The sequence below is a fragment of the Mycobacterium sp. 852002-51971_SCH5477799-a genome (genome assembly GCF_001667145.1).
GTDB lineage: Bacteria > Actinomycetota > Actinomycetes > Mycobacteriales > Mycobacteriaceae > Mycobacterium.
Window position 1 is genome coordinate 1 of record NZ_LZIF01000013.1, and the last position, 14,066, is coordinate 14,066.

The 14,066-nt window shown below is 62.5% G+C and carries 14 protein-coding genes; 5 read left to right on the forward strand and 9 right to left on the reverse strand.

Annotated elements, in window-relative coordinates; genetic code table 11:
* Positions 1–549 precede the first annotated feature (549 nt).
* Both A5753_RS00905 and A5753_RS00910 read left to right on the forward strand, forming a co-directional pair.
* Positions 550–1,200: a CAP domain-containing protein gene (locus A5753_RS00905; RefSeq protein ID WP_067122143.1), complete on the forward strand. Its 651-nt coding sequence runs from the start codon at positions 550–552 to the stop codon at positions 1,198–1,200.
* Between the two features lie 191 nt (positions 1,201–1,391).
* Positions 1,392–1,742, forward strand: coding sequence for a DUF732 domain-containing protein (locus A5753_RS00910; RefSeq protein WP_064880562.1), 351 nt, complete (start codon positions 1,392–1,394; stop codon positions 1,740–1,742).
* Between the two features lie 465 nt (positions 1,743–2,207).
* On the opposite strand, the gene A5753_RS23505 is transcribed toward A5753_RS00910, so the two are convergent.
* On the reverse strand, positions 2,208–2,483 hold the full coding sequence (locus tag A5753_RS23505) for a helix-turn-helix domain-containing protein (RefSeq protein WP_082971110.1): 276 nt from the start codon (positions 2,481–2,483) through the stop codon (positions 2,208–2,210).
* 530 nt (positions 2,484–3,013) lie between these two features.
* Between A5753_RS23505 and A5753_RS00915 the strand changes: the two genes are divergently transcribed.
* The 3 genes from A5753_RS00915 to A5753_RS00920 all read left to right on the forward strand — a co-directional run bounded on the left by A5753_RS00915 (position 3,014) and on the right by A5753_RS00920 (position 5,188).
* Positions 3,014–3,709, forward strand: a complete 696-nt coding sequence (locus A5753_RS00915; RefSeq protein WP_255361336.1) for a GntR family transcriptional regulator — start codon at positions 3,014–3,016, stop codon at positions 3,707–3,709.
* Complete coding sequence (locus tag A5753_RS25125) at positions 3,706–3,996, forward strand: zinc ribbon domain-containing protein (RefSeq protein WP_082971111.1); 291 nt, start codon at positions 3,706–3,708, stop codon at positions 3,994–3,996. The genes A5753_RS00915 and A5753_RS25125 overlap by 4 nt, the downstream gene beginning before the upstream one ends.
* Before the next feature lie 667 nt (positions 3,997–4,663).
* Positions 4,664–5,188 (forward strand): hypothetical protein, encoded by a 525-nt coding sequence (locus A5753_RS00920; RefSeq protein ID WP_067122150.1) that lies wholly within the window; start codon positions 4,664–4,666, stop codon positions 5,186–5,188.
* Positions 5,189–5,454: 266 nt separating this feature from the next.
* Here the strand turns inward: A5753_RS00920 and A5753_RS00925 are convergent, their stop codons facing one another.
* The 8 genes from A5753_RS00925 to A5753_RS00960 form a co-directional block, all read right to left on the reverse strand.
* Positions 5,455–5,871 carry a hypothetical protein gene (locus tag A5753_RS00925; protein ID WP_067122153.1) on the reverse strand — a complete coding sequence of 139 codons (417 nt, stop codon included), beginning with the start codon at positions 5,869–5,871 and terminating at the stop codon, positions 5,455–5,457.
* A 72-nt stretch (positions 5,872–5,943) separates the two neighbouring features.
* Complete coding sequence (locus A5753_RS00930; RefSeq protein ID WP_064880550.1) at positions 5,944–6,798, reverse strand: ABC transporter permease; 855 nt, start codon at positions 6,796–6,798, stop codon at positions 5,944–5,946.
* Positions 6,795–7,574 carry an ABC transporter permease gene (locus A5753_RS00935; RefSeq protein WP_067122157.1) on the reverse strand — a complete coding sequence of 260 codons (780 nt, stop codon included), beginning with the start codon at positions 7,572–7,574 and terminating at the stop codon, positions 6,795–6,797. The genes A5753_RS00930 and A5753_RS00935 overlap by 4 nt, the downstream gene beginning before the upstream one ends.
* An 18-nt stretch (positions 7,575–7,592) precedes the next feature.
* Positions 7,593–9,068 (reverse strand): MCE family protein, encoded by a 1,476-nt coding sequence (locus A5753_RS00940; protein WP_067122160.1) that lies wholly within the window; start codon positions 9,066–9,068, stop codon positions 7,593–7,595.
* A gap of 1 nt (position 9,069) precedes the next feature.
* Positions 9,070–10,206 carry an MCE family protein gene (locus A5753_RS00945; protein WP_304441430.1) on the reverse strand — a complete coding sequence of 379 codons (1,137 nt, stop codon included), beginning with the start codon at positions 10,204–10,206 and terminating at the stop codon, positions 9,070–9,072.
* Positions 10,203–11,621 (reverse strand): MCE family protein, encoded by a 1,419-nt coding sequence (locus A5753_RS00950; RefSeq protein ID WP_067122169.1) that lies wholly within the window; start codon positions 11,619–11,621, stop codon positions 10,203–10,205. Before A5753_RS00950 ends, A5753_RS00945 begins: the two co-directional genes overlap by 4 nt.
* Complete coding sequence (locus tag A5753_RS00955) at positions 11,618–12,976, reverse strand: MCE family protein (protein WP_067122175.1); 1,359 nt, start codon at positions 12,974–12,976, stop codon at positions 11,618–11,620. The genes A5753_RS00950 and A5753_RS00955 overlap by 4 nt, the downstream gene beginning before the upstream one ends.
* The gene (locus A5753_RS00960) at positions 12,973–14,001 is read right to left on the reverse strand and encodes an MCE family protein (RefSeq protein ID WP_067122172.1); all 1,029 of its coding nucleotides are present in this window, start codon (positions 13,999–14,001) and stop codon (positions 12,973–12,975) included. The genes A5753_RS00955 and A5753_RS00960 overlap by 4 nt, the downstream gene beginning before the upstream one ends.
* Between the last annotated feature and the right edge of the window lie 65 nt (positions 14,002–14,066).

Here is a 14,066-nt window from a genome sequence, read left to right on the forward strand (position 1 = left end):
CCGATTTAGCCGATCTGCATGTCACCCCCCTTGCATCGAGTGCAAGTGGTCTGTGGTCATCGGCCACCGTCCGCCCCGGCGTTGGGGGGATCCGTGGACTCCATGAGAGGCACCGGCAGCATCCTTTCTAGGTCACCATTGCGGCCGCGTGACGCAGCAGCCACGAACCGCCCTATCGTTCCCTCCAATTCCTTGTATCGATGCCATAGTCTCGTCTACAGTGTCTGAATATCGTCTGGAACGCTGAAATATCAGCAGATATGGAATCTTAGGGATGGTCGTTCACCTCGAGGTGGACCGGTTGCTGATCGGTGGACAGTTAGTTCCGGGCCGTGCTGCCAGGCTTCAACTTTCCCACCGCCGATGTTGCGGTATCTCGCCCCTGTGCGCAGCTTGTCGGCGCCGTGAAGACCAATTTCAACACGACCATGAATTCCAGGCACAGTATTTGGTCAACCAAGCGGTGAGCGAAGTGTGCCCCGCACTGATTTGGCAGCTGCATCCACTACCAGCCGTCGGCCGTCACGGACCGACATAGGGGAGACGATCGTGAAGTCTCGAGGGCTGACCGTTGCTGCTTGGGTGATCGTCGTCGCCGGCGCGCTACTGGGCACGCCTGCCGCACATGCGGATAACGACAACAACACGCTCATACCGAACAACAAGCGCCTCAATGACGGCGTGGTCTCCAATGTCTTCACCATGCAGCATCAGGCGGGTTGCACTAACGACGTCAGGCCCAACCCGCAACTGCAGCTCGCCGCCCAGCGCCACACCGAAGATGTGTTGAACAACCGGGCCCTCGACGGTGATATCGGCTCAGACGGGTCGACTCCGCAAGACCGCGCCAATGCGGCCGGCTACCACGGTCAGGTGGCCGAAACCGTGGCGGTCAACCCCGCATTGGCCATCAGCGGCATCGAGTTGATCAACCGCTGGTATCACGACCCCGCAGATTTCGCCATCATGTCCAACTGCGCCAACAGCCAAATCGGCGTGTGGTCATTGAACAGCCTGGATCGCACCGTCGTGGTCGCCGTCTATGGGCGGCCAGCGCAGCCGGTCAACACCCAGGGTGAGAACGTTCCGGTCGGTCCCAGCCCCGACTACGACGCCAGCGACGAGCTCGAACACGGCCTCGACTGGCTGCCCTGGATCCTGCGGGGGGTAAGCCCGCCACCCGCCTACCCGCCGCAATAGAGGAAGCCGTTGAACCTAAGCATCGCTTCATGTTTAGCGAACATGACATGAACTCCAACCCTGGCTCGAAGCCGTGCGACGGCCTCGAGCGTACGCACGGCACGTGTAGAGATAGGACACCGATCGGCGCGCGCCTGCTACACCGGTGCAAGCGCACTCGGGCATCAGCGGCCAGGCGTCGAAAGTGGCTCATCGGCTTTGTCGTCGTTGCCGCTGGACTCGGCGATACCACACCGGCGCTAGCCGCACGGGCGCATGCCGCGCCAGCGCCGGAAGTGGAATACACCTATGACGTAATGGTGCGGCGCCACTACAACTTTGACAACCCCGACCAAGCCATCGAGTACGGCCACCGTATCTGTGACAAGGTCAGCGGAGGCCAGAGCTACGGTCAAGTAATGGGCGATGTGAAACGCGACGTAATTCCCAACGACGAGTTTGCGGCCAATTACCTTGTCTCGTACGCGATTAACCTTCTGTGCCCTGCCGAGATATGGCAGCTGCGCAACTCAGCCGCAGGCTACCAACCCCCACCGGGCTAGCGGGATGCCGCTTGTCGGGCCTACGAATGTGTGGAGATTTGATCACACGGCAACTGGACGATCGAGGCTGGACATGAGGCTCACCAGGGTTCTGTCGACGCTAGTGCGGTGGTTTGGATTGTCGGACCATCGTTCGGACTGACCTGGGCAACGGCGACGATAGGGGTTACCACCGCGGGTTATGAGAACCTGATGGCTCCGTCGGCCGCGATATCCCGTTGGCGTTCTTAGCTGGCGGCCCACCAGGGCTATCTGCTGGATCCCTTCGAGCTGCTTCGGACGCCAGCAAGTGGGTCACCGCGGGTGACCCGATGAACACCGTGGCTGGCAAGGGTATCTCGGTCGTGGCGCCAGCCATCCAAGCGCTGAATGTGCGTGAGACATTGCGGCCGCTCAATGGTCTAGCGCGACGTTCTCGGGAAGATAGGTGGCATGCAAACCGGTGCCACGCAAAGCTTTCTAACATCAGGGCACACGTGGAGCCTCGAGCAGCGCCTCCTCGATCCGCCGATCCGCAAGGTGTTGGATCGCCGCGACGAGCACGCTGGATTTCGATCCGAAGTGATGCCCGTGGGCGCCCAGCGTCACGCCGGCACGCTCGGCCACTCGAGGCGTGGTCGTTCCTGCGTAGCCGTAGTCGACGATGCAGTCGATGGCGGCATCAAGCAGTAGCGCGCGAGTGTGTGCGCTGCGCTCCTCTTGAGTACGCCGGGGGGCTGGCTTGGTCTGTCCGGTGGGCATCCTGCAGTGACCAGGCAACGGACAGAAAACCTTTGGATTTCAGACCACCCGTGGCACCGACCTGGTACTCACCGACGGCCTGGCCGTCATCGCCGACTGACGGGATCACAGCGGAACCGGCGCCCAAATTCGGGATCAGCCGTCCCCCGGCTGAGCCGGCCTGAGTATGGTGTCGCGCGCCAGCTTCGGAGCCGCCGGCGCGGCAACCGTGTCACTATCGGCTCCAGCGGTCTTAGGGCTGCGCGCGCACCGTTGCCCGCACGACTCAGGGGTCCGCTATTCCCACTACCGGGTCCTGTGCTGCGGTTGGCCGTTCGCCTGTTGGCCGTCTCGGCGACGATACGCTGGGCGTAGGGTCTGTCGGTAAGCATGCGTGGCCGCCCGTGTCATTTTGTGGTTTCAACAAATGATGTATCAAGTATATAATCTTGCCGCAGGGTCTATGCGCGACGACGCGAATGCCGTCGATGCATTTAAGGCCCGCCAACGTGCGTTTCGCAGGAGGTCACGTTAAGGAGAAGGAAAGCGCGATAACTACGCTCGCTCAGACGCGTTCAGCCGCGCCCCTACGGTTCACAAGCGCCCACCAGGTGGCAGAGCACATACGGCGAATGATCTTTGAGCGCCAATTCGAAGCGGGTGACCGTGTTCCTCAAGACGAGATCGCAGCGCACCTCGGGGTGAGCCGGGTGCCCGTGCGGGAGGCCGTCATCGCGTTAGCCAGCGAGGGTTGGTTGGCCGCCGAACCGCACCGGGGAGCCTTCGTCATCGGTCTCGACGAGAACTCGACGTACGATCATTTCGAGTTGATCGGGATGTTTTATGGCTTCTGCGCACGTCGCGCGGTGGAACGTGGTTCCGACGAACAGATCGCTCAGCTCGCCGAAGTCAATAAGGCGCTTCAGAAAACCAGTGACCCCGATGAACTATGGGATTGCAACAACGTGTTCTTGCGGCACTTGGTGCTGGCCGCAGGTTCTCGCCGCGTCGTCTCGATGGCACGCGTACTCACGAGCAGCATCATTCCTGGGAACTACTTCACAGAAGTTCCCGGCTCCGATCGTATACACAAGCGGGGTATGCGTGCAGTCATGCACGCTATCGCAATTCGCGCAGGAGAAACCGCCGAGCGGGAGTTCGCCCACCTGTTCCACACCGAGGCCGACCACGTCGTCGAATTACTTTCTGCGCGTGGGTTCTTCAGCCCTGCGAAAGACGACAAATGACAACCCGTCCGGCTCCGACCGTCACTGATAGTTCGCGCGACTTCTGGGAGAAAGGATCGGTACAAGAACTGAGGATTGCACGCTGTGAGGATTGCCGGACATGGCATCATCCGCCGCCGCTGGTATGTCCTCGATGCTTGAGTGGCCATATCGTGGGGCGCCGGTCAGCGGGCGCGGTGTTGTCCATTCGTTTACCATCAATCGCTACCAGTGGGCCCGCAGCGCGAGTCGCCCTACGTGTTGGCGCTGATCGAGCTGGAAGAACAGCCCGGACTCCGGTTGCTTAGCGAATAGTCGGTTGTCAGAATCCGACGGTCGGGATGGAGGTTCACGTCGCGTTCGAACCAGCAGGCGAAGCCTGAGCACCGGTGTTCACTCGATGAAGGCTGAGGACCTTGCGGTAATTTCAGGTATCGGTCGGTCCTCGATTGGTCGCCGTCTTGATATCGATCCCCGCCGGCTCGCGCTCGACGCTGCCCCTCGACGCCACTGACGATGCCGGGTTGAACCGGGCGGACATCGACAGGGTTTCCAGCTGTCTAGGCGCAGTCAGTTCGACGCCGGCTATCACCGGCGCCGGCACCGAGGACCTCAGAACGATGCTGGGATTGAATCTGCGATGGCACAACGCGGGTAACGAGATGCCGGGGCAATTGGGAACGGTCGCCAGCGCCGTCTTGGCGGTCGCCGCCGGACTAGCTTCGCACGTTTTATGTTTCGCTGTGTGTGGGAGTCGACTGCCCAGAAGATAGCCGGTGACCGTCAATCTTTAGTACGCCTCCACCCGTGATGCGATGTCGTGGGGCAAGCCCTACGGTGCCGGGTGCTCGACCTACGGTGCGTTGGCCATGCAACGCTACATGCATGAGAGCGGTTCCAGTCGTGACCAATTCGCGCAATTTGCGGTTGTCGGCCGGTCGAACGCGGCCGGCAATCCGGGTGTATCGGGAGCCGATGACTGTCGAGGACTACCTCGAGTCGAGGACGATTTCCGACCTCCTATGCATCTACGACTGTGATGTACCAGTGGACGGTGCGATGGCCGTCGTCATCTCTCGCGCGCGTCCTGGTGCGTGGCCCGGTGCGGTGCGGATCGAGGCCATTGGGACCGCCAGCGGATTCCAAGCATGCGCCGAGATAATGTGGGAACGTTCGGATTTGACACCCGGTGACGTTGATATCGCTGAAGTGTATGACGGTTTCAGTATCTACGCGGTCCGGTGGCTCGAGGCGCTCCGGCTCGTACCGCGCAACGAAGCGGGACGGTTCCTGCAAGGGGGGCAGCGCATTGCCCTGGACGGTGAGCTGCCGATCAGTACCGGCGGAGGCCAACTGTCGGGCGGACGGGTACACGGTTACACAGCGTTGCTCGAAGCCTGCATCCAGTTGCGCGGGCTAGGGGGCGAGGGCGACGGCGACGCCTCGACCGATTCCTCTTCCCGCGCCGATCACGATCGCAACCGATCGAGGATCGCCTAGGGCTCCCTTCGCTCAGACCGGACTGTTGTATATGAAATCAAAATCACGCTCGAATTGAATGACTTGCGGTGTCATTCAGAGACTTCCGTGGCGCCGCATCAGCATGGGAGTGCTCAGTGTGACTGATGCCTACCTCGTGTCGACAATCGGCGGGCTGCGTCGTACATCACGGCGAAGACGGCTCGTCGGTGGACATGGCAATTAGCGTTGAGCACCGAGGCCCGGTGCGCCGTTACTGAGCGCGCCACGCTCTCTCGCCGGGGCTGTCACCGCTTCGGTTTGTAGGAGTCCACGTCGCCTTCCTCGGCGACCTTGGCGAGCTCGACGTTGAAGTGCTGCATTAACTGCTGCAACTGGTCGTGGGGGTTGAACTCGATCAGTTCGCACGCCTCGTCATAGATGAAGTGATGGCCCTTCGGGATGAAGTACACGGAGCCGTCCTCGATCAGTTCCTGTGAGCCGTCGGTATAAATCACCCGAAAAGACCCAGACTTCACGTAGCCGTAGTGATCGCAGGGGCAGGTGTCGTCGGGAAGGCCCTTGTAGAACGGTCCGGTGTCGACCGGGGTGCGACACCAGCTGTACCCGATCTCCATGTTGGTGGCGCCAGCGCGGATCGAGCGCATACCACCACTGCCGTAATCCGGGGTGAGGCTTGGAATGTCGTCGGGCTGGAAGTGCATCAGCGGGCTCCTCGGTGTGGTCGGTGCGGGGAAAGACGGTCCTTTGGTCTGGGTCGGATTCGGGCATCGGGTCTAGCCGGACAGGTTGATAGCCGGCGACTGGCCGTAGATGGCCAGGGTGACACCGAGCACCACTGTTACGGAGGTGATCATGGATGTACGCACCGCGCGTCCGACGGCCTCACCGACCCCCGCCGGGCCGCCGGACGCGTTGAACCCGTAGTAGGTGTGGACCAACATGATCACTATTGCCATGACGACGGCGGTCATACACGACCACGCGAGATCCACCGGGTTGAGGAAGGTATAGAAGTAGTGGTCGTACACCCCGCTGGACTGGCCGTAAATTGCGGTCGTGCCCAGGCGTGCGGCAAGGAACGCCATCAACACGGCGAGGCAATACAAGGGAAGTACGACGATGACGCCTCCGACCACACGGGTCGACGCTAAGTAGGCGATGGAGCGGATTCCGATGACGTCGAGCGCATCGATCTCTTCGTTGATTCGCATCGCGCCGAGTTGAGCGGTGGCGCCAGCTCCGATCGTGGCGGCCAGGCCGATGCCGGCAATGAGGGGAGCGATGAGCCGGACGTTGACGTAGGCGGAAACGAAGCCGGTCAACGCTTCGATGCCGATGTTGGACAGCGAGTGGTAACCCTGGACGGCGATCAGCGCACCGGCTGAGAACGTCAGAATGCTGACGATCGCTACTGTGCCGCCGATCAGTGCGAGTGCGCCCGTACCCAAACCCATTTGGGCGATGACGCGGATCAGTTCAGCGGGGTAGCGTCTGAATACGTCACCGATGGACAGCAGTGTCTTTGCATAGAATTCCGCCTGTGTGCCCAGCCGCTGCCAACTCTGGGTCACTCGCGACCGCGCCCGGGCGGCCCGCGGCCACAGGCGGCTGGGGTGGCTGACCGTCATGCCGTCACCGAAACGCCGACCGCGGTGACGATGAGGTTGATGACGAACAGACCGACGAAGGAGTACACGACTGTCTCGTTGACGGCGTTACCGACGCCCGAGGGACCTCCACCTACCGACAACCCCTTATAACACGCGATCAACCCGGCGGTGATACCGAACAATGCCGATTTGACGATCGAGATGATCACCTCGGGAAGTCCCACTAGGAGTGTGAGTCCGCCGGCGAAGGCTCCCGGGGTGGCGTTCTGTAGAAATACCGAGAAGGCGAATCCTCCGACGAGCCCGACGGTTGTCACCAATGGGGAGAGCAGCATCGCGACAATCGTTGCCGCCGCCACCCGCGGGGCGACGAGCCGTTGGAGGGGGTCGATGCCCAGCACGCGCATCGCATCGATCTCTTCGCGAATCGTGCGGGCGCCGAGATCGGCGCACATTGCCGTGGCACCTGCACCGGCTACGACCAAAACCGTAACCATAGGGCCGATCTGGGTGACAGCGCCGAGTGCAGCCCCGCTGCCAGCTGCGTCTTGGGCGCCGATCTCGATCAACAGGATGTTGATCACGAACACCGCCATGACGGTGAAGGGGATCGCGAGCATGATGGTCGGAACGATCGCCACCCGAGACACGAACCACGCCTGCTGGATCAGTTCATGCCAGGCGAATGGTGGCCGAAACATCAGCAACAGGGTTTCGGCCGACATGGCGAAGAATTCGCCGACCGCGGTCAATGGCTTGGATGCGGCCGCTCCGAGTCGTCGTCGGGTGCTCATGTTGTGACTCTTCAACTTTCAGGGAGCGGCGGGAGCTAGCAGTGACCGCAGCGTGGGGGCCCGGGCTCCCACGGCGAGGTCGGTCTGGGTGTACACCTGACCGTCGGGACCGAGGTACGTTCCGTCGACGGGGTTGTAGTCGGCGATCCCCAACGCCGTCGGTGGTGTCGCCGGTGGGGGAGCGCCGCCGGGAGAGATGGGTACCTGGCGATTGGGGGATACCACCCCGGGCGGGAACTGGGGGACGTCTTGGCCGGACATTGTCGCGTTCGGATCGCCCTTCCAGTTATTGCCGTCGTTGAGGGGCACGTATTCCTGATCGCTTTCACACATCCACTCCGTCGGCGCCCGCTTCCACGGCTTGGTCTCACATGGAATATTCCGGGCCCCACGGACATTGAACGGAGCATTCTGCGGTATCCGGCAGTACAGGTCGCCTTCGGGCCGCGGTGGCGCATCCACTTCAGCGGGAGTGCGGCGCTGACTGGGCGGCAGGTACCCGGTGCTGCATGGCGGTGGCAGGTTGAGGTTGAGCGAAAACTGCTCCATGGCGCCGTGGTAGGGCTGCTTGGTATTTAGGTTGGGTACGGCGACCGCGCCGATTTGGGCCGTCGCCTGGGGGAAGAGGACGAGCGTTTGTTCGATGTTCGGGTTGAACACGATGCCCACGTCTGCGAGGCTGACCAGGTTGGCCAAGAGCACCGGCAAGGACGGTTTGATCCGGTCGAGCAGGGCTCGTGCCTCGTCAGCTGCCGGGCCACCTTTCCGGAGTACACCGGACAGCGCATCGTCGTGGTCCTTGAGCTGACCAGTGATGGTGGCAAGGTGGGCGGCCCAGGCGGTGATTGCATCCGAGGACTGCACCTGCGAAGCCAATAGTGGGCCGGAGTTGTCGATGATGTTGGTCAGGTCGGCCAGGTTGTTGCGCGTGTCTATGGCGAGATTGTTCGCTCCGTCGACGATACGAGACAGCTCGGGACTTAAGCCCCCTAGTGCGGTGTAACTTTCGTCGACCAGGGTCTTCAGATTTCCTTGCGGCACCGCAAGAAGTGCCCGGTTGGTCAGGTCGAGTTGAGCGTTGATGTCGGGGGGGATGGTCACATCGGTGATGACGTCGCCGTCGCGCAGCGGCCGCGAGTCCGGATCGCGGGGCATCAGGGCCACGAACTGCTCACCGATGGCCGATTGGCTGTGAACCTGCGCGGTCGACTGTGCAGGGACTTGGTATGTCGATTTGAGCCGCAACCGAGCTTCGACGCCCGTCGGCGTCAGCGTGACGTCTTCCACCTGTCCGATGGTGCTGCCCGAATACGTCACGTTGGCACGTGCGTAGAGGCCCGCTGCCTCCGGTAAGTGCACCATGACCGTGTATTCGTCGGCCCCGAACAACGATGTGCCCACGCGGCCGTATCCCACGGTCAGGACCGTCATAGAGATCGCCGCGATGACCGCGAACACCGCGAACCTGATCTTGATCGATCGTTCCAGGTGCACGCTATGACCCCTGATTGAGGTGGTAGGGAACGACTAGCGGATTGCCCGAGGTGTACGGGGCTGGGATCTGGCCGATGGTGCGGCCCCACTGCATCTCTAGCTCGGTGAGGTTGCCCTCGAATCGGGTTCCCGTAAGGAGACTGGTGTCGATGCGGTTCAAGGTCAGGTCGAGGATCACTGATAGGTTGGCGTAGTCACCGCGCAGGGTCTTGGGCACTTTGTAGATGTTGAATGGATACGCACCCAACTGGACCAGAGACCGGGTCAGCGAGGGGCCGGCGTTGGCCAAGGATTCCAGCACCGGCCCGATGTCCTGCAACTGTCGCACCAGAGCGTCTTTCGTCGGCCCGATGGTGGCGTTCGCGAGATCGGCCAATTTGCCCGTCTTGTCGAGCGTTTCGACGAGTTTGTCGCGTTCGTCGGCGAGTACTTTGAAAGCGCCGGGAATCGTGCGGAGTGCGTTGTCGATCACCGGCTTTTGCTTGGCGTACTGATTGGCCAGGCCGTTGATACTTTCAGAGGCCCGGATGATGTCACCGGTCTGGTCGTTGAGGTTGGCGGTGAACCTGTCGAGTTGCTCGAACAGCTGACGCATATCGGCATCGCGCCCATTTGCATATGCCGTGGTCAGTGCTTCGTTGATGTCCTGCAGCTGGCCAAGACCGCCGCCGTTGAGCAAGAGCGACAACGACGATAGCGTCTGTTCTGTCGTCGGGTAGCTTCCTGCCCGCGACAGCGGGATCACCGCGCCGTTGGTGAGCTTGCCCTGCGGCGTCGCATGTGTGGGGGGCGCGAGCTCGATGTGCAGGGAGCCGAGCAAGCTGGTCTGCCCGACCTTCGCCGTGGCGTTGGCGGGGAGGTCGACGTCGCCGTCGATGCGCATCGTCACCAGCGCGTGCCAGCCTTGGATCGCGACGTTGGTGACGTTTCCCACCGTGACATCACCCACCCGCACTCTGGAGTTGGGCTCGATGTTGGTGATGTCGGGTATCTGGGCTTTGATCTCGAAGGAGCCCGGTCCGCCGCCGGCCGTACCTGGCAGTGGCAGCGAGTTCAGGCCGTGCCACGCACACCCCGACACCGTCACGACGGCGAGCAGACTGGCCGCGAGACGGTGAAGTGTCCTCAGCGGCATCATGATCCGGCTCCAGCTGCGGATGGAGCCGCGGGGGTCTGGGTGGCGGGTTCGTCGGCCACGGCCCCAGGTGTCGCGGCCGGTGGCCCTGACCGAGCGGCCCCGGGGTGGGTCTGTTCGGCGGCCAGTGGCGCCGCGCCGTCCGGCTGGGGCACCGCTTGCGGTGGGGTAGCCGGACGATAATCGGGTCGTAGCCAGTCCTCGCTGTAGGTGATCTCGTTCGGACGTGCTGCCGCCCCGGCGATGGGAACCGGGATCGGCAGAATTAGGGGACCCAACGGGATCGGGATCACGCCAAGGCCGAACGTGGTGCCGATCGGGGCAAAGTTGTACTGCCGGTTCTTGAGTATCGGTGCCAGGTATTGCACGCACAGCTTGGCCGATTGTTGGTAGTTGAGTTTGGATGCGGCTTGAATGGCGCCGCAGATGAACTGGATGGGGCTGGCGAAGTTGGCCAACGCGAAGCTGCCTCCTATCGCGGCGGCTGCGGGGCGGTAGATGTTGGCAAAGTTCGCCAATGCGTTTGGCCCAACATGCAGCACTTCCTTCAGATCGGGCAGGCTGGTCTTTACCGCGGACGTCAGCGAGGTCAACTTGTCGACTGTCGTGCCAAGGGTCTCGCGGTTGTCGGCGACGAATGCCTGCACGTCCGCCAGTGCGGTGTTCAGATCACGGACCGCGTTGCCGATCGCCTTGGGATCCTGGGCGACGTAGCCGGTGACGGTCGCTAGGTTGCCGTTGAGGCGCGCCAGCACGTCACTGCTCGACTGCAGCGCGGAGACCAGCACCGACAGATCCTTGACCGTGCCCCCAATGTCTCCGCTGTGATCTCCGACTGCTGAGATCGCTTCGGAGAGTTTGGTGAGCGCATCGCGGATCTGGGCCCCCTGCCCGCGCAGATTGTCGGCGGCGGTGTTGATCAGCTGCCCAGCGGGAGCGACGCCGCCGGTTTGCGTGGGTTGCAGTGTCTGGTTGAGTTTCGCCAGTTGCTCTCGGAGGTCGTCGTACTCGACCGGAACGGCGGTGCGGCTCTGGGCGATGGTCGCGTTGTCGGCCATTTTGGGGCCGCCGGTGTACGCCGGCGTCAGCTGGATAACGCGTGCACTGACTAATCCAGGTGACAGTATCGCCGCGCCGGCCCCGGCCGGCACGGTGTACTTAGCGTCGTACCAGAACGTAACCCGGGCGCGACTTGGGCTCGGGGTGATGCTCTCAATCTCGCCGACCGGTACTCCCAGAATGCGCACCTGGTCGCCCACGTACAGGCCGTTGGTGTTGGCGAAGTAAGCCGTTACGTGGATCCGCTCGCTGCGTCGGACTTCCCTGAAGGTCAGCCAGACACCGCCGACCAACGCGCAGACCAGCGTGACGGCCAAAGCGATGCGGACCGTTGGGCGGCTGACGTTGTGTCGGGTCATGGCGTCGGCCCCGGTCGCGGGAAGTCGGGAATCATATTCGGGGAATTGACCTCGACCGGCGTGGACGGCGGAAGGTTCTCCGCCGGTGCCGCGGGATCATAGCCAGCTGGCGGCCCCGGCGGCGGCCCCCCGGGTGGCGGCGCGGGCATTGGTTCGCGGTAGGGGTAACAGCCGCTCGGTCCCGGCAGAGGCAAACCTGGTGGACCGCATCCCGGATCGCCCGGGTTACCGGTGATGGCGTCAGGCACCGTCAGTCGCGGAGGCCCGCCCTGACCGGTGCGAGGAAAGGGGACCGGCAGCGCCGGCGTCGCCGGCTGACCCACCTGGGGATCGGTCAGCTGGGAGGGCAGCAGCGTGTGGGGATCCAGCCCGAGGTCAGAGAATGCGGCGTCGATGAACGGCTGAAAGAATTGACCCGGCACCAGGTTCGCCAGATATTCGCGGAAAAATGGCCCTGCGGACACTGATTCCCCGAGCGACAAACTGAATCGTCTGATCAGGTGAATCGATTTGATCAGGTCGTCGCGGCGGTTGTCGATCATCGTCAGCACACCATTTACCTTCTCCAACGCCGGACGCAACGTGGACTTATTGTCTGCCACCAACCCCGAAATCTGTTGGGCCAGTGCGGAGATATTCCCAGACAACTGAGTCAGGGTGGTGGCTTCGCCGCTTAATTCGCCGAGTAGCGAGTTGGTGTCGTTCACCAAGCCCACGATCTGATCACTGCGTTCTCGGAGCACGCCAGTGACCTTGTTGGCGTCGGCGAACAGGTTTCGAAGTCGCTCGTCACGTTTGTTGAGCGTGTCGGAGAATCGAGAGATGCCCTCGACGGCCATCCGCAAGTCAGCGGGAGTGTTCTTGAACGTCTCAGCCAGTGTGGTCAGCGACTCGTTGAGTTTGTTGGTGTCGAGGCCCGCGATGGTTTGAGATAGGTCACCGAGCGCCTGCGGAAGCTCATAGGGAGATGTCGTGCGCTGCAAAGGAATCGGACCTTCGAGGCGGCCGTCGCCGTGTGTGGTCACCTCGACCAACCGAGTGCCCAGCAGGGTCTTGGTCTTGATCGCAGCCGCCGTGCGATCACCGGGATGGATGCTGTCGTCCATGGTGAACTCGACCAGCACCCGGGGTCCGTCGAGTCTGACGTCGGTGACCTCGCCGACTCGGAACCCGGCGACCTGCACCGGTGAGCCCGGGATCAGTCCCGCTGCCTCGGCGAAGTAGGCCGTGTAGCGCCGATCAGAGTCCACGAACGGAAGGTGCTTGAAGCCTAGTGCCAGAGCGACAAGGGCGGCCACGCTCAATGTGCCGATCAGGCCGACTATTTTGGGGTTGTACTCAGATGGCCTTTTCACTTCGGTGCACACCGCCCGGTGGTCTGACTGGCCACCCGAACATAGGTCGGTTGACCGCCCTTGCCGTTGACTTTGAGCACCAGCTCGCACATATACGCGTTGAAGAAGTCGCCGTAGAGTCCCTGGCGCGACAGCAGTTTATACGTGGGCAGTAGTCGAGACAGGAAGTCTTGGAAGAAGTCGTGGTCGGCCACCACGATTGCCGCCGCTCGGTCGGCCTGGGTCACCGACTTCGTTAGGGGCGGGCGAATCTGGGTGAACAGGTCGGCCAAGGTCGCCGACGACGTGTTGAGTGCCGCCAGCGAATCCCTGACGTCGGTCTTGCGGGCTGCCAGCGCACCAACTAGATCGGACAGCGTGCTCACGGCCGTATCCAACTGCCGACTCTGGTCGCTCACCGAGCCTAGTACGGTGTTGAGGTTTGTGATCACGTCTCCGATCAGCGCGTCGCGATCGGCCAGCGTGCTTGTGAACACCGCCGTCTGGCGCAAAAACGAGCCGACCGTCGGCCCTTCGCCTTGCAAGGCGGCGATGAGCTGCTGTGTCAACGTGTTGACCTGATCGGGGTTCAGAGCGCGGAACAACGGCTTGAGTCCGCCGATCAGCGCGTCCAGGTCCAAGGCCGGCGCAGTCCGGTCGATGGGAATCGTGCCGCCGCGTGGCAGCGCGGCCAGCCCACCGGCGCCTTCCTGCAGCGCGAGATAGCGCTCACCCGTGAGGTTTTGGTAGCGAACGACGGCCTTGGTGCCCAACGTGAGCGCGACGTCTTTGCTGACGCCGAACTCGACGACGGCGATCTTGCTGTCCCGGATCGCGATGTTGCGGACCTTGCCGATTTCGACACCCGCGACGCGCACGAAGTTGCCAACCTTCAGCCCGCTTACGTTGGTGAATTCGGCGCGGTAGATCGTCTCGCGGTCGAAGCGCAGCTGACCGAAAACGGCGATCATTCCGAAGGCCGCCAGCAGGCACACGATCGCAACTATTGCGAATCGCCAGGCGGCTCCAAGGGTGTCGGTTTTCACGGTTGGCCGTCCTTCGGGGGTAGGGGCTCAGTCGGGGTGTCGATTGCCGGGCCATAGGGCGGAGG